A 22,126-nucleotide genomic window follows, 5' to 3' on the forward strand; every position below is an offset into this window, starting at 1 on the left:
TCGATCACCCGTCGCCGCACCACGTCGCCACCTTCTTGCGCGATAGGCTCGCCCCCTCGCTCGGGCGGATCTCGCGCGAGCGCGAGGAGCAGCAGCTTGCGTCGAGCGCGGAACGGGGACGCGAGCCCATCGCCATCGTCGGCGTGGGCCTGCGCCTGCCGGGCGGCGTCGCCGACCTGGATGGCTTCTGGACCCAGCTGGCTAACGGCTTCGATGCCGTGCAACCCATCGACAGCGACCGATGGGACGCCGACGCCACCTTCGATCCCGATCCCGACGCCAAAGGAAAGAGCTACGTCCGACACGCCGCGCTGCTCGATCGCGTCGATCGATTCGACGCCGCCTTCTTCGGCATCAGTCCGCGCGAGGCCCGGCACATCGATCCGCAGCACCGCCTTCTGCTCGAGGCATCCTGGAACGCACTCGAAGATGCGGGGGTCGTTCCCGCCACGCTCCGGGACTCGGCCGCCGGCGTATTCGTCGGCATCGGCCCCAGCGACTACGAGCTGCTTCAAAGCTCGGACGATACCGACGCGTACGGCGTTTTGGGAACGCACGCCTCGTTCGCAGCCGGGCGGCTCGCGTTCACGCTCGGCCTTCAAGGGCCGGCGCTTTCCGTCGATACCGCCTGCTCCTCCTCGCTCGTCGCCCTTCATCTCGCGTGCCAGGCGCTCCGACGCGGCGAGTGCCACCTCGCGCTCGCCGCGGGGGTGCAGATCATGACGGTCGCGGAGGGATTCGTTCTCCTCTCGCGCATGCGGGCCCTCGCGCCCGACGGCCGCTGCAAGACCTTCTCCGCCCTCGCCGATGGATACGGGCGCGGCGAAGGCGTCGTCGTCCTCGCCCTCGAGCGCCTCGCCGATGCCCTGGCCGCGGATCGCCGGATCCTGGCCGTCGTTCGCGGGAGCGCGGTCAACCACGACGGCACCAGCAACGGCATCACCGCGCCCAACGGCACGTCGCAGCAGAAGGTCGTGCGCGCGGCGCTCCAGGATGCGGGGCTCCTCGCCACCGAGATCGACGTCGTCGAGTGCCACGGTACCGGCACCTCGCTCGGCGATCCCATCGAGGTTCAAGCCCTGGCCGCCGTCTACGGCGAGGACCGCCCGGCAGGGAGCCCCCTCTTGCTCGGCGCCCTGAAGACCAACATCGGGCACCTCGAATCGGCCGCGGGCCTCGCCGGCGTCGCGAAAATGATGGCGGCCTTGCACCACGAGGCCATCCCTCGGACGCTGCACACGTCCCCGCGCAATCCGCACATCGACTGGGATGCTCTTCCCGTCCATGTCGTCGATGCGCTACGCCCATGGCCGCGACGCGACGGGGATACGCCGCGCCGCGCCGGTGTCTCCTCCTTCGGCATCAGCGGCACCAATGCCCATGTCCTCCTCGAAGAGGCGCCGGCTCCGCGCCCCGCACCTTCGAGCACGCGGGCCGTGTGGCCGCTTCTTCTGTCGGGCAAGACGGAGGAGGTCCTGCACGCACAGGCAGAACGACTGCGCGACCATTTCACGGCGCATCCCGATCTGTCGCTTGCCGACGTCGCGTCGTCCCTGGCCATCACCCGCACCCATTTCGAGCGCCGCGCGGCCATCGTCGCCCGCGATCGCGACGAAGCGCTGCGTGCGCTGGACGCGCTTGCCGCGGGCGATCCCCAGCTCGACGTCACGATGGTGGGCGACGCCGAGAAGCACGGGGAGCTCGTCTTCGTGTTTCCCGGGCAAGGCTCGCAGTGGGCCGAAATGGCGCGGGCGCTGCTGGAGGGATCGCCGGTCTTCCGCGAACGGATCGAGGCGTGCGCCGAGGCACTCGCGCCCCATGTCGATTGGTCACTCCTCGCCGTGCTCCGAGGCGAAGAGGACGCGCCCTCGCTGGATCGCATCGACGTCGTGCAGCCGGTGCTGTTCGCGGTCATGGTGTCGCTCGCGGCCGTGTGGCGCTCGATGGGCGTCGAGCCCGACGCCGTCGTCGGCCACAGCCAAGGTGAGATCGCGGCCGCCTACGTGGCGGGCGCGCTCACGCTCGAAGACGCCGCCAAGGTCGTCGCACTGCGAAGCCGCGCGCTCGCAGGGCTCGCGGGCCGAGGTGCGATGGCCGCCGTCGAGCTCTCGGCCGCCGAGCTCGCGGAGCGGCTCACGCCCTGGAAGGACCAGGTGTCCATCGCCGCCATCAATGGCCCTCGGTCCACCGCGATCTCCGGTGCGCCCGAGGCCGTCGGGCGACTGCTGCAGGAGCTCGCCGACGACGGCATTTTCGCCCTCGAGCTGGGGGCCAGGGTGGCCTCGCACGGCACCGAGGTGGAGGTTCTTCGCGCGCAGATCGTGGCGGACCTTGCGTCCGTCGAACCGCGGGCGGGCGTGGTTCCGTTCTACTCCACGGTGACGGCCGACGAGCTCGATGGGTCCAAGCTCGACGCCGAGTATTGGTACCGCAACCTGCGGCAGCCGGTTCGATTCGCCGAGGTCACGCAGGCGCTTCTGTCGCGTGGACATGGCTTCTTCGTCGAGGTGAGCCCCCACCCGGTGCTGATGCTTCCCTTGCAGGAGAACGTCGAGGCCTCGGGACGGGCCGCCGTGACCGTCGGTTCTCTCTGGCAGGACGAAGGAGATCTCGGGCGCCTCCTGCTCTCGCTCTCGGAGCTCTGGGCGAACGGCTTGGAGCTCGATTGGACGAAGCTTTTGCCCAAAGGCCCGCATGTGCCGCTGCCCACGTACGCGTTTCGGCGCGAACGGCATTGGCTCGACGGGGCCAAGCCCGCGGGTGCGCGTGCCGGCGTCGCGGCGGCCGGTCTGGCCTCGGCCGAACACCCGATCCTCGGTGCGGTGGTGAGCTCGGCGCACGCGGACGAGGTGCTCTTCACCGGGCGGCTGTCGGTGCAGAGCCAGCCTTGGCTCGCGGACCACGCGGTCTTCGACACCGTCCTTCTGCCGGGAACCGCGTTCGTCGAGCTCGCGCTCCTCGGGGCGCGGAAGGTCGGCCTCGATCGGATCGAGGAGCTGACCATCGAGGTGCCCCTCACGCTTCCGGCCAAGGGCGCCGTCGAGCTTCAAATGGTGCTCGGCGCCCGCGACGCGACGGGGCGCAGGCCGCTGATCGTTCACGCGCGGCCATCCGGGTCTTCGGCCGACGACATCGAGCCCGGCGTCGCATGGACGCGCCATGCCGCGGGCGTGCTCGGGCCGGCCGTCCCTGGGTCCGGGTTCGACCTGCGCACGTGGCCCCCGGCGGGTGCGGAGCCGCTGGCGACGGAGGGCCATTACGAGCGCTTGGCCCGCGGAGGGCTCTTCTACGGCCCTCTGTTCCAGGGTCTTTCTGCGGTTTGGACGCGCGGCGAGGAGCTGTTCGCGGAAGTCCACCTGCCGGAGGCGCTCGCCGCCCAGGCAGGCGCGTTCGGCCTCCACCCCGCGCTGCTCGACGCGGCCTTGCATGCGCTCACGCTCCATCGAGCGACGGACGCCCAGGGCATCGCGCTTCCCTTCTCGTGGACGGGGGTGAGCCTGCATGCCGTGGGGGCCTCGTCCCTGCGCGTGCGCTTTTCCCGCCCCGAAGGCGACGGGCGATCCATTGCCATGGCCGTCGCCGATGCGGCCGGTGAACCCATCGCGAGCATCGAGGGGCTGATCACGCGACCGATTTCGGCGGAGCGGCTGCCGCAACCGGCGGACCTTCGCGGGCGACCGCTCTTCCACGTCGAGTGGGTTGCACTCGCCAAGCCGGCGGCGGCGCCGGAGCTTCGCTGGGCGCTGCTCGGTGAGGGAGGCGCGTTCGGACCCGAGCTGGAGAACGCCACGGTGCGATTCGCCGACGTCGGGGATCTCCGCGCCGCGCTCGATCGCGGCGAGCCGGCCCCCGAGGTTCTCATCGCCGCGTGGACGGGCGAGGCCGCGACCGACATTGCACGGGCCGCCCACGAGGCGGCGGCTCGCGGGCTCGAGCTCCTTCGGGCATGGCTCGGCGACGAGCGGTTCGCATCCGGCCGGCTCGTCGTTCTCACGCGCCGCGCCGTCGCCGCGGGGCCCGGGGAGGACGTCCTCGATTTGCCGCATGCTCCCCTTTGGGGGCTCGTGCGCACGGCCCAATCCGAGCATCCCGATCGAGCCCTCGGCCTGCTCGACGTCGACGGGGACGTCTCGGCGCGCGATGCGATGGCGGCCCTCGCAGCCTCCGAAGCGCAGCTCGCCTTGCGCAACGGGACGCTCCGAACGCCACGGCTCGTCCGGGCCGGGGCCGCGGGCTCGCCGGCCCTTGCCCCGATTCGCCCGAACGGCACCGTCCTCATCACCGGTGGAACGGGGAGCCTCGGCGGTGTCTTTGCTCGGCACTTGGTCAGCAAGCACGGTGTCCGCCGTCTTCTGCTGGCATCGCGCCAGGGTCCTTCGGCGGCCGGCGTCGACGCCCTCGTGCACGACCTGACCACCGCCGGAGCCCACGTGGACGTGGCCGCGTGCGACGTCGCCGACCGAAGCGCGCTCCAAACGCTGCTCGCGTCCATTCCGGCCGAGCACCCGCTCACCGGTGTCGTTCACGCCGCCGGGGCGCTCGACGATGGCGTCGTTCTCGCGCTCACCGCCGAGAGGCTCGAGCGCGTCTTCTCGCCCAAGGTGGACGCTGCCCTGCATCTGCACGCGCTCACGCGCGAGCTCGATCTGTCCTTCTTCGTGCTCTTCTCGTCGCTCGCCGGTCTCCTTGGCAGCCTGGGGCAAGCCAACTATGCCGCGGCGAACACCTTTCTGGACGCCCTGGCCCATCATCGCACGTCCCAGGGCCTGCCGGCGCTTTCGCTCGCGTGGGGCTACTGGAGCGATCGCACGGGCATGACGGCGCACTTGACCGCGGCGGACGTGCAGCGGATGTCGCGCCTCGGCATGGGTGCGCTCACGCCGGAGGAAGGGCTCGAGCTCTTCGACGCCGCCCTCGAACGATCCGACGCCACGCTCGTTCCCGCGCACTTCGATCGGGATGCCCTTCGCCGGCAGGCCGACAGCTTGCCCCCGTTGCTTCGGGGGCTCGTGCGCGCTCTGCCGAGAGCCAAGGCGGCTTCGGCGAGGCTCCTCGCCCAGCGCCTGGCCGCGATGCCGGAGGCCGAGCAGGAGCGGGTGCTGCTCGACCTCGTTCGCGCCGAAGTCGCTACGGTCTTCGGGCATGCCTCGCCCTCGGCCATCGACCCTGCCCGGCCCTTGCGCGAGCTCGGCCTCGACTCGCTGTTGGCCATCGAGCTGCGGAATCGCTTCACGGCGATGACCGGCCTGCGCTTGCCCGTCACGCTGGTCTTCGACCATCCGACGCCCCACGCCATCGCGGGCCGGCTGCGCGCGGAGATCTCGGGCCGGCGGACGCCGGTTGGCCATGCCGTGGCCGTCAGCATAGCGCCCAGCCACGAGCCCATTGCCATCGTGGGCATCGGCTGCCGTTTTCCCGGCGGCGTGCACGGCCCGTCCGATCTGTGGAGGCTCTTGGTCGAGGGGACCGACGCCATCTCCTCCTTTCCGGACGACCGCGGTTGGAAGCTCGACGAGCTTTACCATCCCAATCCGGACCAAAAGGGCACCACGTACGTTCGCGAAGGTGGGTTTCTCCACGATGCGCACGACTTCGACCCGGCGTTCTTCGGAATCAGCCGCCGCGAGGCCATGGCCATCGATCCCCAGCAGCGACTGCTCCTGGAGACATCGTGGGAGGCGCTCGAGCACGCGGGGGTTTCGCCCTCGTCCCTCCTTGGCAGCGCGACGGGCATCTTCGTCGGCGTCATGTACAGCGACTACGCGGCGCGACTTTCGCGTGCACCGGACGATCTCGAGGGCTTCGTCGGCATCGGCAGCTCGCCCAGCGTGGCCTCGGGCCGCATTGCCTATACCTTCGGCTTCGAAGGGCCCGCGGTCACCATCGATACGGCGTGCAGCTCCTCGTTGGTCGCACTGCACCTCGCTTGCCAGGCGTTGCGCCAAGGCGAATGCGCCCTTGCGCTCGCCGGTGGCGTAACCGTCATGGCCACGCCCAGCGTGTTCATCGAATTCAGCCGCCAGCGCGGCCTCGCCGTCGACGGCCGATGCAAAGCCTTCTCCGCGCAGGCCGATGGCGCGGGCTGGTCCGAAGGTGCCGGCGTGCTCCTGCTCGAGCGCCTCTCCGACGCGCGACGCCACGGACGGTCCGTGCTCGCGGTGATCCGCGGCTCCGCGGTCAATCAGGATGGCAAAAGCCAGGGCCTCACCGCCCCCAATGGTCCGTCACAGCAACGGGTCATCCAGCAGGCGCTCGCCAGCGCGGGCCTGGCACCCTCCGACATCGACGTCGTCGAGGGGCATGGCACGGGCACCACCCTCGGCGATCCCATCGAAGCGCAAGCCCTGCTCGCCACCTACGGCGAGGCGCATTCGCAGGAGCGACCGCTGTGGCTCGGTACGATCAAGTCCAACTTGGGGCACACCCAGGCCGCCGCCGGCGTGGCGGGGGTCATCAAGATGGTGCTGGCGATGCAGCATGATCTTCTGCCGAAGACGCTGCACGCCGAGACGCCCTCCCCCCACGTCGATTGGACGCCGGGTACGGTCCGTTTGCTCTCGGACAGCATGCCTTGGAAAGCCAATGGCGCTCCGAGGCGGGCCGGGATCTCGTCGTTCGGCATCAGCGGGACCAATGCGCACCTCATCGTCGAGGAAGCGCCCCTTCCCGCTCCCGCTCCGACGTCCGCCCCCGTGGCGGCGGTGGCTGCCTTGCCGGTGCTTCTCTCGGCCAAGTCGGAGGCGGCCCTCGCGGCGCAAGCGAATCGGCTGCGCATGCACCTCGCGGCGGAGCCCGAGGTCGCGCTCGTCGATCTGGCGTACTCGCTCGCCACCGCGCGGGCGCATCTCGAGCGGCGCGCGGCCTTCGTCGTCGAAACCCGCGCCGCGCTCGTGGAGTCGCTCGACGCGCTCGCGCGCGGGGAGCATCCGATCGGCGATGCCAGGGCGCCCGGCAAGTTGGCCTTCCTTTTCACGGGCCAGGGGAGCCAGCGCGCGGGCATGGGGCGCGCGCTCTACGAGGCGTTCGCGGTCTTCCGTGAGACCCTCGACGCGATCTCGGCGGAGCTCGATCCGCACCTCGAGACGCCGCTGCACGACGTGCTCTTCGCCCCCGAGGAAACCACGCGGCTGCACGCCACGGGTTCGACGCAGCCCGCGCTTTTTGCCCTCGAAGTGGCCCTGTTCCGGCTCGTCGAACGCTGGGGCATCACGCCCGACGTCTTGCTCGGCCACTCCATCGGCGAGCTCGTGGCCGTCCACGTTGCCGGCGCGCTTTCCCTTGCGGACGCGTGCACCCTCGTCGCCGCGCGCGCCCGCCTCCTGCAAGCCTTGCCCGCCGGCGGCGCAATGCTCTCCCTCCAGGCCTCGGAGGACGAAGTCCGCCCACTCCTCACCGGGCGCGAACACCGCATCGACATCGCCGCCGTGAATGGCCCGCGCGCCACCGTCATCTCGGGCGACGCCGACACAGTGCTCGAGGTGGGGGCTCACGTCGAAGCGATGGGGCGCAAGACCAAACGACTCCGCGTCAGCCACGCGTTCCACTCGCCCCACGTCGAAGGCATGCTCGAGGCGTTTCGGCGGGTGGCGGCGGGCATCACGTTCCAGCCCCTGCGCATCCCCGTTCTGTCCAACCTCACCGGGCAGCGGCTTTCGGACGAGGAGATCGCCTCGCCCGACTATTGGGCGCGCCACGTCCGCCATGCGGTGCGGTTTGCGGAGGGCGTGCGCACGCTCGAGGCCGAAGGCGTGTCGGCCTTCCTCGAGCTCGGACCGAGCGCCGTTCTCTCGGCCATGGCGCAAGACACATGGTCAGGATCCGGCGATGGCCATCCCGTGTTCGCGTCCGCGTTGCGGGGCGATCGGCCCGAGGTGGACGCGATCGTGGCCGCCGCGGCGGACTTGCATCGGGGCGGCCATTTCGTCGATTGGAATCGCTTTTTCGAGCCCTTGGCCGCACGCCGGGTGCCGCTTCCGACGTATGCGTTCCAGCGAGAGCGCTACTGGCTCGCGCCCACGCCGAATGGCGATGTCGGCGCGGCAGGCCTTACCGCGGCGGAGCATCCGCTTCTCGGCGCCATCGTCCACGTGGCGGGGGCCGACGAGTTTCTCTTCACCGGCCGGCTCTCGCGGGAGAGCCATCCATGGCTCGCCGATCACGCCGTCTACGACACCGTGCTCCTGCCGGGCGCCGCGTTCGTCGAGCTGGCCCTGGCCGCCGCCCATCGCACGGGCGCGGGGGGCATCGAGGAGCTCACCCTCGAGGCGCCGCTCGTTCTGAATCCGAAACGCGCCGTCCGCCTTCAAGTGGCCGTCGGCGCTGCGGATGGATCGGGCCAGCGACGCCTGACCGTGCACTCGCGGGAAGACGCCGAGCCGGACGATGCCCCCTGGATCCGCCATGCCACCGGCACGCTCGACGCGGAGATGCGGGAGCTCGCGTTCGACCTCCGGGCGTGGCCTCCCGCGGGCGCCGAGCCAATCGCGCTCGAGGGACTCTACGAGCGCCTTGCCGACGCGGGGCTTCTCTATGGTCCAAGCTTCCAAGGGCTCTCCGCCGCGTGGAGATCGCACGAGGGACTCTTTGCCGAGGTTCACCTCCTGGAGCAGGACGCCAGCGCGTTCTCGCTTCATCCCGCGCTTCTCGACGGTGCGCTCCACGCGCTTGCACTCGATGCGTCGCCGGAGAACACGGAGGTGCCGCTGCCGTTCTCGTGGGCCGGGGTGTCGCTGCGCACGGCCGGGGTGTCCCGTCTTCGCGTGCACCTCCGGAGGGACGAGGCGGCCATCGCGCTCTCCATCGCGGATGGCTCGGGCGAGCCCGTGGCCTCCATCGAGGCGTTGCGCACGCGGATCGCCTCGCGGGATTCGTTCGGCAGCGCCGCATCCCATGATGCGCTCCATCGTGTCGATTGGGTTGCACGGCCGGAGCATGCCGCGGGGATCGCAGCGGGCTCCTTCGCCGAACTGGTCGATACCACTGCCCTCGTGGCGTCCATCGAGGCAGGGGCCCCCATTCCCGAGGTCGTCGCCGTAAGCCTCGGAGGCACCGCGCAGGATGCCACGGCGGCCGCCGTACGCGATGCGACGTGCCAAGCGCTCGCGCTTCTTCGGGCGTGGATGGCCGAGGAGCGGCTTGCATCCCGCCGTCTCGTGTTCGTCACGCGCGGCGCCGTCGCCGCCCGGCCCGACGAGGACGTCCCCGATCTGGCACGGGCGGCGCTTTGGGGTCTCGTGCGTGCCGCACAATCCGAGCACCCCGATCGGAGTGTGGCGCTTCTCGATCTCGATGACACCGAGGCTTCGTGGAGCGCCCTGCCGGCGGCCATCGCCTCCGGTGAATCGCAGCTTGCCTTGCGGCACGGGGAGATGCGGGTTCCCCGGTTGGTGCGGGTTGCTCGCGCCTCGGCCGGCGAAACCGTCCCGATGAACCCCGAGGGCACCGTCCTGGTCACGGGTGGGACGGGTGCGCTGGGTGCCCTGTTCGCACGCCACCTCGTTGCAAAACATGGCGTGCGCCATCTCCTGCTCGCATCGCGCCGAGGGCGCTCGGCCGCGGGGGCCGAGGCGCTCGAGGCCGAGCTCACGGCGGCGGGCGCCCGCGTGACGGTGGCCGACTGCGATGCCGGCGACGAAGAGGCGCTCCGGCGGCTGCTCGATTCGATCCCGCCGGAGCATCCCCTCACGGGCATCGTGCATGCGGCCGGCGCCGTCGACGACGGCGTGCTTTTCGCGCTGACCCCCGAGAGGCTCGAACGCGTTCTTCGGCCGAAGGCCCTGGCCGCGTTGCATCTGCACGAGCTCACGCGAGGACATGCGCTCGCGTTCTTCGTATCGTTCTCGTCGCTGGCCGGCGTCATCGGCAGCTCCGGCCAAGGCAACTATGCCGCGGCCAATGCGTTCCTCGATGCGCTCGCCCACCACCGCAAGGCGCGAGGGCTTCCGGCGGTGTCGCTGGCGTGGGGACACTGGGCCGGGGGCACGGGCATGACCGCGCACCTCGGTGCCGTCGACCTGCAGCGCGTGGCGCGCTTGGGGATGGGCGCGCTCTCCGCCGAAGAAGGGCTTGCCCTTTTCGACGTGGCGCTCGGCCGAACCGAAGCATCGCTGGTTCCGGCGCGCTTCGAGGCCACCTTGCTCCGCGGACACGGCGATGCGCTTCCACCGTTGTTTCGAGGCCTCGTGCGCACGGTCGCACGTCGCCCGGGGATGGCGGCGAGCTCCGCCATCCGGCAGCGTCTGGCGGCGCTTTCCGAATCCGAGCGCGAGCGGGTGCTCCTCGATCTCGTCCGCGGTGAGGTCGCCACGGTGTTCGGCCACGCATCGCACGACACGATCGAGCCCGCGCGGCCGCTGCAGGAGATCGGCCTCGACTCCCTCACGGCCATCGAGCTGCGCAATCGGATCGCCGCGGCCACGGGCTTGCGCTTGCCAGCCACGCTTCTCTTCGATCATCCGACCCCCGTTGCGCTCGCACGCCAACTGGCGGCCGACTTGCTCGGCCATTCCGTGCACGCCGGCGCGGGCCCGGCCCCACGACGCGCCCTTTCCAACGACGAGCCCATCGCCATCGTCGCCATGAGTTGCCGCTTCCCGGGCGGCGTACGAAGCCCCTCCGAGCTCTGGGAGGTTCTCGTCCGGGGCACCGACACCATCTCCGCATTTCCTCGGGACCGTGGCTGGAAGCTCGACGAGCTTTTCCACCCGGACGCCGACGCCAACAAGAAGGGAACCTCCTACGTCCGCGAAGGCGGCTTTCTGCACGACGCGCACCATTTCGACCCGGCCTTCTTCGGCATCAGTCCGCGCGAGGCGCTGGCCATCGACCCCCAGCAGCGCCTCCTGCTCGAGACCTCGTGGGAAGTGCTCGAGCGCGCGGGCATACATCCGGCCTCGCTTCATGGCTCGCTCACCGGCGTCTTCGTCGGTGTCATGTACAGCGATTACGCCGCGCGGCTGACGCGCGCCCCCGAAGATCTCGAAGGCTTTCTCGGCATCGGGAGCTCGCCCAGCGTGGCCTCGGGCCGCATCGCCTACACCTTCGGCCTCGAGGGGCCGGCGGTTACCATCGATACCGCGTGCAGCTCCTCCCTCGTGAGCCTTCACCTCGCCTGCCAGGCGCTGCGCCACGGCGAATGCTCCCTCGCCCTCGCGGGCGGCGTCACCGTCATGGCCTCGCCGGGTGCGTTCGTCGAGTTCAGTCGGCAGCGCGGACTGTCGCTCGATGGTCGCTGCAAAGCCTTCTCGGCCAAGGCCGACGGCGTGGGCTGGTCCGAGGGCGCAGGCATGCTCTTGCTCGAGCGCCTCTCCGAGGCCACGCGCCTCGGGCACCCCGTGCTCGCGGTCATCCGTGGCTCCGCCGTCAACCAGGACGGCAAGAGCCAAGGTCTCACCGCCCCCAACGGGCCCGCCCAGCAGCGCGTCATTCGGCAAGCCCTCGCCAACGCCAACCTCGAGCTCGCGGACATCGATGCCGTCGAAGCCCACGGCACGGGAACCACGCTCGGCGATCCCATCGAAGCCCAGGCCCTTCTCGCCACTTACGGACAGGCGCATTCCGCGGAGCGGCCTCTCTGGCTCGGGACCATCAAGTCCAACTTTGGGCATACCCAAGCCGCCGCAGGCGTCGCCGGCATCATCAAGATGGTCCTCGCCATGCAGCACGGCCTCTTGCCCAAGACGCTGCATGCCGATACGGCCTCGCCCCACGTCGATTGGTCGTCCGGCGCACTCCGCCTCCTCACCGAGCCCGCACCCTGGAAGCCCCAGGGATCCCCCCGGCGGGCCGCGGTTTCTTCCTTCGGCATCAGCGGCACCAACGCCCACGTCATCTTGGAAGAGGCACCCCCACCCCAACCCTCCCCCGGAGGGGGAGGGAGCCCTGGAGTTCCGTCTGCCTCACAGGCACCGGGGGAGCCCGCAAGGGCTCCCTCCCCCTCAGGGGGAGGGTCGGGGTGGGGGTGCTTCCCCGTTGTTCTTTCGGCCCGCTCCGAAACGGCGCTCGACGCGCAGGCCGCGCGACTCCGCGTGCACCTCGAGGCGCATCCCGATCTTCGTCTCGCGGACGTCGCCCATGCGCTCGCCACCACGCGCTCGCACTTCGAGGTGCGGGCCGCCTTCGTGGCGCGCGATCGTGACGAGGCGCAGAGGAAATTGGCAGCGTTGGTAGCGTCGAATGCGAAGCACGCCGGAAAGCTTGCCGTGCTCTTTACGGGGCAGGGCAGCCAGCGCGCCGGCATGGGGCGCGCGCTCTACGAAGCCTTTCCGGTCTTTCGTGACGCCCTCGACGCCGTTCGTGCGGAGCTCGATCCGCATCTCGAGCGGCCGCTGCACGATGTCCTTTTCGAGGAGGCTGATTGCCTCGACCAGACCGGTTTTGCGCAGCCGGCCCTCTTCGCACTCGAGACCGCGCTGTTCCGACTCATGGAGAGCTGGGGCGTCGTGCCGGATCTCTTGCTCGGTCACTCCATCGGCGAGCTCGTCGCGGCGCACGTCGCCGGTGTGCTCTCGCTGAAGGACGCGTGCACGCTCGTGGCGGCGCGCGCGCGGCTCATGCAATCGCTGCCGGCCGGGGGCGCGATGATTGCGGTGCAGGCCTCCGAGGACGAGGTCCGCCCGCGGCTGGAGTCACGCGCGTCGTTGCTCGACATTGCGGCGGTCAATGGCCCTCATGCCACCGTCATTTCCGGGGATCGTGAGGCCGCGCTCGAGGTGGCGAGGCAGTTCGAGGCCCTGGGCCGAAGGACCAAGGAGCTCGCGGTCAGCCACGCGTTTCATTCGCCGCACATGGATGCGATGCTCGATACGTTTCGAAGCGTCGTCCGCGGGCTGTCGTTCCACCCACCGCGCATTCCCATCGTCTCGAACCTCACGGGGCTGCGCGCCCGCGCCGAGGAGCTGGGTTCTCCCGAGCATTGGGTGCGGCACGTGCGGCAGGCGGTGCGCTTTTTCGAGGGCGTGCGGACGCTCGAGGCCGAAGGGGTCTCGACGTTCCTCGAGCTGGGGCCCCACGGTGTGCTCTCGGCGATGGCCCAGGCATGCCTCTCCGAAGAGGCCCAGGACCGCGCAGCCTTCTTGCCTGCACTGCACGAGGGGCGGCCGGAGGTGGAAACCCTCGTGGCGATGCTCGGCGGCCTTCACGTGCACGGGCACACGCTCGATTGGAATGCCTTCTTCGGCCCCCGCGCGCCGCGGCCCGTTCCGCTTCCCACGTACGCGTTTCAACGCGAACGCTATTGGCTCGAGCCTCCCCCGGACGGACACGCGAACGTCGCCTCCGCGGGCCTCGCCCCGGCGGACCATCCGCTGCTGGGCGCCGCCGTGCCCCTTGCCGACGGCGATGGCTACCTCTTCACCGGGCGCCTCTCCCTCGAGAGCCATCCTTGGCTCGCGGACCATACCGTGTTCGAAACCGTTCTCCTGCCGGGTACCGCGTTCGTCGATCTCGGTCTGGTCGCGGCCCGTCACGTAGGGCTCGGGCGGATCGAGGAACTCACCTTGGAAGCCCCCCTCGCGTTGCCCGCCGAAGGAGCCGTCCATGTGCAGCTCACCCTCGGTGCGGCCGGCGAAGGCGGGCGCAGGGCGTGGAGCCTGCACGCCCGCGCCGATCGCGCGGACGTGGCCTGGACGCGTCATGCAACGGGCTCGCTCGGGCCCCAGGATGCGCCGTCCTTCGACATGCGCGCATGGCCTCCCGCCGGCGCCGAGGAGATCGCGCTGGAGGGCCTGTATGAACGCCTCGCCGCGGCGGGACTGTCGTACGGCCCTCTCTTTCGCGGCCTCTCGGCGGCCTGGACGCAGGGCGAGGATCTCTTCGTGGAGACGCGCTTGCCCGACGGCGAGGACGTCTCTCGCTTCGCCCTGCACCCTGCGCTGCTCGACGCGGCCCTCCATGCGCTGGCACTCGGGGATGGAGCCGAGGTGACGCTCCCCTTTTCCTGGACGGGAGTAAGCCTGCATGGTCCAGGCGCATCCTCGCTGCGGGTGCGGCTTTCGCGGCGGGCTGGGGGCTCGGTTTCGCTCGCGATCGCCGACACCACGGGCGAGCCCGTGGTGTCCATCGAGGCGTTGCATACGCGGCCGGCTTCCGCGCAGAAGCTTCGCGGTGTTCGCCACGATGCGATCTTTCAGCTCGATTGGACGGCGTTGCCCGAGATTGCGTCGCCCGCGCTCGACGTCGAGTGCGTCCGGCTCGATGCCTCCGGTGGCGTCCGCGATGTCCTGGCGCGCGCCCTCGTTCGTCTTCAGACCTGGCTCGCCGAAGCGCGCTCGGACTCCCGCCGCCTCGTCTTCGTCACGCGCGGCGCCGTCGCCGTCGTGGCGGGAGACGGCATGCTCGATGCCGCGCAAGCCGCCCTCTGGGGTCTCGTGCGCACCGCTCAATCCGAGCATCCCGAGCGCGGCATCGTCCTTTTGGACCTCGACGAGGACGCCTCCGACGAGACCGTGGCGGCGGCCATCGCGTCGGGCGAGTCGCAATGCGCGCGCCGCCAGGGAGTCTCGTTCGTGCCAAGGCTCGCGCGTCCTCGGGCCGATCACGCCCTGACCATTCCGCCGGGCACCGCGGGTTGGCGCCTCGACATTTCGGGCAAGGGAACCTTCGAGAACCTCGCCCTCGTGGCGGCGCCTCACGCCCTCGAGCCGCTCGGGCCCGGCCAGGTGCGCGTGGCGGTTCGTGCCGCCGGTCTCAATTTCCGCGATGTGCTCAACGCCCTCGGGATGTATCCGGGCGAGGCCGGCGAACTCGGGCTCGAAGGCGCCGGCATCGTCCTCGAGGTTGGCCCCGGCGTTTCCCGCCTCGCCGCCGGCGATCGCGTCATGGGCTTGTTCCCCTGCGCCTTCGGCCCCATCGCCGTCGCCGACCATCGCATGCTCGCCCCCATCCCGCGCGGGTGGTCCTTCGCCCAGGCGGCCGCGATCCCGGTCGTCTTTCTCACCGCGTACTACGCGCTCGTCGACCTCGGCCATCTGCAGCGCGGGGAGCGCTTGCTCGTCCATGCGGCCGCAGGCGGCGTCGGCATGGCCGCCGTCCAACTCGCCCGTCACCTCGGCGCCGAGGTCTTCGCCACCGCTAGCCCCGGCAAGTGGGGCACGCTGCGCTCCCTCGGTGTGCACGATGCACGCATTGCTTCCTCCAGGTCCCTCGACTTCGAGCCGCAATTCCTTCGCGCCACCGACGGCCGCGGCATGCACGTCGTCCTCGATTCGCTCGCGCGCGAGTTCGTCGATGCTTCGCTCCGCCTGCTCCCCCTCGGTGGCCGCTTCGTCGAGATGGGCAAGACCGATGTTCGCGATCCCGTCATCGTCGCCGCGGACCACCCCGGTGTGGCGTACCAGGCCTTCGATCTTCTCGACGCCGGGCCCGACCGCATCCAGCAGATGTTCGCCGCCCTCGTCGAACTCTTCGAACGCGGTGAGCTCCAGGCCTTACCCATCACCTGCTGGGACATCCGCCAGGCCCAGGATGCCTTCCGCTTTCTCGGACAGGCCCGACACGTCGGCAAAGTCGTCTTCTCCGTGCCCCATGCGCCCTCCGCGCAAGGCACGGTGCTCGTCACCGGCGGGACCGGAACGCTCGGGGCACTCTTCGCCAAGCACCTCGTGCGCGAGCATGGCGTTCGCCATCTGCTGCTCGCCTCACGGCAAGGGCCCGCAGCACCGGGGGCCGACGCCCTGCAAGCCGAGCTCGCGGCGGCCGGCGCCCACGTCACCATCGCCGCGTGCGACGTCGCCGACAAGGCGGCCCTCCAGCAGCTCTTCGCGACCATTCCCCTCGAGCATCCTCTGACCGGCGTCGTTCATGCGGCCGGCGCGCTCGACGACGGACTTCTGCTCTCCCTCGCCCCCGAGCGGCTCCCACGCGTCCTCCGGCCCAAGATCGACGCCGCTTCCCATCTGCACGACCTCACGCGTGATCTCGATCTCTCCTTCTTCGTCCTCTTCTCCTCCATTGCAGGCATCACCGGCAACGCGGGCCAGGGCAGCTATGCCGCCGCCAATGCCTTCCTCGACGGCCTGGCGCAACTCCGCAAGACGTCGGGGCTTCCCGCACTTTCGCTGGCCTGGGGCTACTGGGCCGAGCGCACGGGCATGACCGCCCACCTCGACGGCGCCGATCTCCAGCGCATGGCCCGCCTCGGGATGGGGGCGCTCTCCACGGCCGACGGCCTGGCCCTCTTCGATCTCGCCCTCGCGCGGCCCGATGCCCTGGCCGTGCCGGCGCGCTTCGATCTGGTGGCGCTCCGCGCCCACGCGGACGACCTTCCGCCGCTGTTCGCGGCGTTGGTGCAGGGCGCGCGGCCAGCTGACGCGGGGCGCGCCCGCGAGCGGCGCAAGCTCGGGCAACTCCTCGCGTCGCGGACGGAGCCGGAGCGCCATCGGGCATTGCTCGATCTCGTCTTGGCCGAAACGGCCACGGTGCTCGGCCACGCCGAGGCATCGCGGCTCGATGCGCACACGGGGTTCGCCGAGCTCGGACTCGATTCGCTGACCGCCGTCGAGCTTCGCCAGCGGCTGCAGCGCGCCAGCGGATTGACGCTGCCCGCGACCTTGGCCTTCGACCACCCCTCACCCCACCGTCTCGCCGTCTTTCTGCACGAGTCGCTCACGCCCGCGCTCGGCCGCGCGGCCTCGACCCGAGAGAAACCAAAGACGATGACGCACGACCGCGGTGACGAGCCGGTGGCCATCGTGGGCATGGGCCTGCGCTTGCCGGGCGCCATCGTCGACCTCGATGGCTTTTGGACCCGCCTCGAGCAGGGCTTCGATGCCGTGGGGCCCATTGGCCTGGAGCGCTGGGACGCGGACGTCTTCTTCGACGCCGATCCCGACGCAAAGGGAAAGAGCTACGTCAAGCACGCAGCCTTGCTCGAGCGCATCGATCTCTTCGACGCGGCCTTCTTCGGCATCAGCCCGCGCGAGGCCAAGCACATCGACCCGCAGCATCGCTTCTTGCTCGAGGCCTCGTGGAGCGCCCTGGAAGACGCGGGGGTCGTTCCCGCCTCGCTTCGAGATTCCTCGACGGGCGTCTTCGTCGGCATCGGCCCGAGCGAATACGAACTGCTCCAAAGTTCGAGCGCCGAGGCGGAGGCGTATGCGGCGTTGGGGACGCACTCGTCGTTTGCGGCCGGACGGCTGGCGTTCACGCTGGGGCTCCAAGGACCGGCCCTCTCCGTCGACACGGCCTGCTCGTCCTCGCTGGTCGCCCTTCATCTCGCCTCCCAGGCGCTCCGCCGTGGCGAGTGCGATCTGGCGCTCGCGGCGGGTGTGCAGATCATGGTCGCCCCCGAAGGCTTCGTGCTTCTCTCCCGCACGCGGGCTCTCGCGGCCGATGGCCATTCCAAGACGTTCTCCGCGCGGGCCGATGGATATGGCCGCGGTGAGGGCGTCGTCGTTCTCGCCCTCGAGCGCCTCTCCGATGCCCGCGCCAAAGGTCGCGAGGTGCTCGCGGTCCTCCGAGGCAGCGCCGTCAACCACGATGGTGCGAGCAATGGCATCACGGCCCCCAACGGCACCTCGCAGCAAAAGGTCTTGCGGGCAGCCCTCCAAGACGCCGGCCTCGGCCCGACCGATGTCGACGTCGTGGAGTGCCATGGCACCGGCACGTCGCTGGGCGATCCCATCGAGGTGCAAGCCTTGGCCGCCGTCTACGGTGAAGGCCGCTCCTCCGAGCAGCCGCTCCTGCTCGGCGCCGTCAAGACCAACATCGGGCACCTCGAATCCGCCGCGGGGCTCGCCGGCGTCGCCAAGATGGTCGCGGCCCTGCGCCGCGAGGCTCTGCCCCCGACCCTCTACACGTCGCCGCGCAATCCGCACGTCGATTGGGAGGCCCTCCCCGTTCACGTCGTCGATACGCTGCGTCCGTGGCCGCGCCGCCCCGATGGCGTGCCCCGGCGCGCGGGCGTCTCGTCGTTCGGCATCAGTGGGACCAATGCCCACGTGGTCCTGGAGGAGGCTCCCCGAGAAACGACGGAGGCCCCCGCGTCCTTGCTCACCGGATGGCCGCTTCTCCTGTCGGGCAAGACGGACGAAGCCCTTCGCGCGCAGGCCGTGCGGCTCCGCGACCATCTCGCCGCGCATCCCGAGTTGACCATCGCCGATGTCGCGTTCTCCCTCGCCACCGCCCGCTCGCACTTCGAGCGCCGCGCGGCCATGATCGCCCGCGATCGCGAAGGACTCCTCGGCGTGCTGGACTCTCTGTCACGAGGCCAGGGTGCCCCCGGGGCCGTTCTCGGCGAAGCCAGGACGCCAGGCAAGCAGGCCAAGCTGGCCATCCTCTTCACGGGACAGGGAAGCCAGTACCCTGGCATGGGCCGCGGCCTCTACGAGAGCCTGCCTCCCTTCCGCGCGGCCTTCGACGAAGTGTCCGCCCACCTCGATCCCCATCTCGAGGTGCGCCTGGGCGATGTCCTCTTTGCCGAGGCCCCCGAGCCCGCGGCGCGCATCCACCAGACGGCGTTCACCCAGCCGGCGCTCTTCGCGCTCGAAGTGGCCCTCTTCCGGGTCGTCGAACGCGGCGGCGTCGTACCGAGCTTCTTGCTCGGGCACTCCATCGGCGAGCTCACCGCGGCGCACGTCGCCGGCGTGCTCTCGCTCGAGGATGCGTGCCGCCTCGTCGCCGCGCGCGCGCGCCTCATGCAGGCCTTGCCGGCGGGCGGTGCCATGGTCTCGCTGCAAGCGTCGGAGGCCGAGATCCGACCCCGGCTCGCGGGCCGCGAACACGTCGTCGACATCGCCGCGGTCAACGGCGCGCGCTCCACCGTCGTATCGGGAGAGCTCGAGGCGGTCCTCGAGATCGCGAACCATGTCGAAGCCCTGGGCCGCAAGACCAAGCGCCTTGCCGTCAGCCATGCCTTCCATTCCCCGCGCATGGACGGAATGCTCGACGACTTCCGGCGCGTGGCCGAAGGCCTCACCTTCCATCCTCCGCGCCTGCGCATTCTTTCGAACGTCACCGGTCAGGTGCTCTCCCACGAGGAGCTCTCCTCGCCCGACTATTGGGTCCGCCACGTCCGTCACGCGGTTCGCTTTGCCGATGCCGTCCGCGTCCTCGATGCGGAAGGTGTCTCCACCTTTCTCGAGCTGGGCCCCCACCCGACGCTTTCGGCGCTGGCCCACGACGGTCTCTCCGAGCCGTCCCAGGACCGCGCTGCCTTCCTTCCCGCGCTCCGCTCCGATCGATCCGATCCGGACACCTTCCTCGCGGCCATCGCCGGGTTGCACGTCCGCGGGCACGAGGTCGATTGGACGAACTTCTTCGCCGCCTTCACCACCCGCCGGGTCCCGCTGCCCACGTATGCCTTCCAACCCGAGCGGCATTGGCTCACCCCCTCACCGGCGGCAAAGGACGTCGTTGCCAACGGATGGACGGCGGCGGACCACCCGCTGCTGGGCGCCGCCGTTTCGCTTGCGGGCGGCGATGGCGTTCTCTTCACCGGCCGCCTGTCCCTCGAGAGCCATCCGTGGCTCGCCGACCATACCGTGTTCGAGCAGGTGCTTTTGCCCGGCACGGCGTTCGTCGAGCTGGCCCTGGAGGCCGCACGCCACGTGGACCTGGAGCACCTCGACGAGCTGACGCTCGAGGCTCCGTTGGTCCTGCCGCCCAAGGGCGGGGTGGAGATCCAGGTGGAACTCCGTGGGCCCGACGATCAGGGGCGCCGGGGAATCACCGTGCATTCGCGGCCTTCCGACGAGGGTGCTCCCTGGCAGCGCCATGCCACGGGCAGCTTGGGTCCCGCCGCCTCGGCACCCCGGCTCGATCTGCGGGACTGGCCTCCGCCCGGCGCCGAGGCCGTGGCGCTCGATGGCTTCTACGATCGCCTCACCGACATCGGGCTCCATTACGGGCCTGCCTTTCAGGGGCTCTTGTCCCTCTGGAAACGCGGCGAGGATCTCTTTGCCGAAGTCCGTCTCCACGAAGCCGCGGATCCCTTCGGTCTCCATCCCGCGCTGCTCGACGCCGCCCTTCACGCGCTGGCCGCGGCGGCGCAGACGAACGACGTGGAGCTTCCCTTCTCCTGGTCGGGGGTGACGCTCCACGCGCGCGGAGCGTCGGCCCTTCGCGTGCACCTTCGGCGCGCGGCGGACGGCTCGATGGCGCTCTCCCTCGCGGACGCGGCGGGCGAGCCCGTGGCCCTCGTGGAAGCGCTCCACACGCGGGCGGTGTCCAAGGAGCAGCTTGCAGGTGCGCGCGCTGCGGGGCACGACGGGCTTTACCAGGTCGAGTGGTCGACGCTTCGCGAACCGCCGGCGCCGCCCTTCCTCGGAACATGGGCCTTGGTCGGAGAGGATGCTGCGCTCTCGAGACCCGAGGCGTCCTCGGTTCGCCTCATCGAGCACCCTCATGTCGATGCACTCCGGGACGCGCTGGACCGCGGGGACCAGGCGCCCGACATCGTGCTCGTTCCGTGGAGTGCCGTGGAAGGCACCGCACGGCCATCCGCCGCACGCGAGGTCACCGCACGGGCGCTCGCGTGGCTTCGAGCGTGGCTCGCCGACGAACGACTCGCGGCGTGCCACCTCGTGTTCATCACGCGGCATGCGGTGGCGGCACGGCCCGACGACGCGGTCGCCGACCTGGCGCATGCGCCCCTTTGGGGCCTCGTGCGCACGGTTCAATCGGAGCACCCCGACCGATCGGTGACCCTGCTCGATCGGGACGGGTCGCATCCATCGTGGGAGACGCTCACCCGGGCCATTCTCTGCCGGGAGTCCCAGGTGGCCCTGCGCGGCGGGGAGGTGCTCGTCCCCCGACTGGCTCGGCTCCGTCCTCGGGAGATCGCCGAGGTGCCGTCTCTCCGTCCGGAAGGCACAGTGCTGATCACCGGAGGCACGGGCTCGCTGGGCGCCGTGTTCGCGCGCCACCTCATCGCCAAGCACGGGGTGCGGCGCCTTCTTCTCACGTCGCGCCGGGGGCTCTCGGCGCCGGGGGCCGAGGCGCTCCAGCGCGAGCTCACCGCCGCTGGGGCTCACGTGACCATCGCGGCGTGCGATGTCGCCGACGAGGGTGCGCTCGGCCAGTTGCTCGGCACGATCGCTCCGGAGCACCCGCTCACCGGCGTGATCCACACCGCGGGTGTGCTCGAGGATGGGGTGTTTCTCTCCCTCACGCCCGAGAAGATCGACCACGTTTTTGCACCCAAAGTCGATGCGGCGGTCCATCTGGATCGGCTCACGCGCGGGCTCGATCTCTCCTTCTTCGTGCTGTTCTCGTCGCTGGCGGGCATCGTCGGCAGTTTGGGCCAAGGCAACTACGCCGCGGCCAACTCGTTCCTCGATGCCCTTGCGCAGCATCGGAGGGCACGGGGTCTGCCGGCGCTTTCCCTCGCGTGGGGCTACTGGGCCGAGCGCACGGGCATGACCGGACACCTGGGCGACGCGGAACTCCAGCGCATCGCGAGGCTTGGCATGGGTGCGCTCTCCACCGACGACGCGCTCGCCCTCTTCGACACGGCGCTCGCACGCACCGAGGCCTCGCTCGTTCCGGCTCGCTTCGATCTTCGCGCGCTGCGCGGGCACGCCGAGGCCATGCACCCGTTGTTCCGCGGGCTCGTTCGCACGGGCGGGCGCGCCACGAACGGTGTCGCCGGCCCCAGCCTGGCGCAGCGCCTCGCACCGCTCACCGAGACGGAGCGGCGGCAGGCGTTGCTCGATCTCGTGTGCGGGGAAATTGCCGCCGTGTTCGGGCATGCCTCGTCCAGCGCGATCGAGGCGGCCCGTCCGCTGCAGGAGCTCGGGCTCGACTCCCTCATGGCCGTCGAGCTTCGAAATCGACTCGGCGCGGCGACCGGCCTGCGCCTCCCCGCGACCCTGCTCTTCGACCACCCGACCCCCGAGACCCTCGCCGAGCGGCTGCGGAGCGATCTCTGGGGCGAACCCGAGACGCTCGCCGAGCCGGACGAGGTGGTGCTCCGCAAGGCCATGGCGTCCATCCCCATCGCGCGGCTCCGCGAGGCAGGGCTCCTCGAGGGCTTGCTGCGCCTCGCGAAGGCCAGCGCGGCACCGCAGGCACCCGAAGAAAACAACCTATCGCGCATCGATGCGATGGACGTCGACGATCTCGTTCGGATGGCACTCGATGAAGTTTGATTCCTCCTTCGACGCCGACTTCGTGAAACACGATTGGAGCA

Annotated in this window: 1 protein-coding gene (only partly in view); it reads left to right on the forward strand. The window is 70.5% G+C overall.

Annotated elements, in window-relative coordinates; all coding sequences use genetic code 11:
* On the forward strand, window positions 1-22,085 hold the 3' portion of the coding sequence (locus tag LVJ94_33855; GenBank protein ID WXB01889.1) for an SDR family NAD(P)-dependent oxidoreductase. It extends 4,372 nt beyond the left edge of the window; 22,085 of the gene's 26,457 nt are visible here — the last part of the coding sequence; its start codon lies beyond the left edge, outside the window; it ends in the stop codon at window positions 22,083-22,085.
* The last annotated feature ends 41 nt before the right edge of the window (window positions 22,086-22,126 follow it).

The organism is Sorangiineae bacterium MSr11367 (assembly GCA_037157805.1).
GTDB classification, from domain to species: Bacteria; Myxococcota_A; Polyangia; order Polyangiales; family Polyangiaceae; genus Pendulispora; species Pendulispora rubella.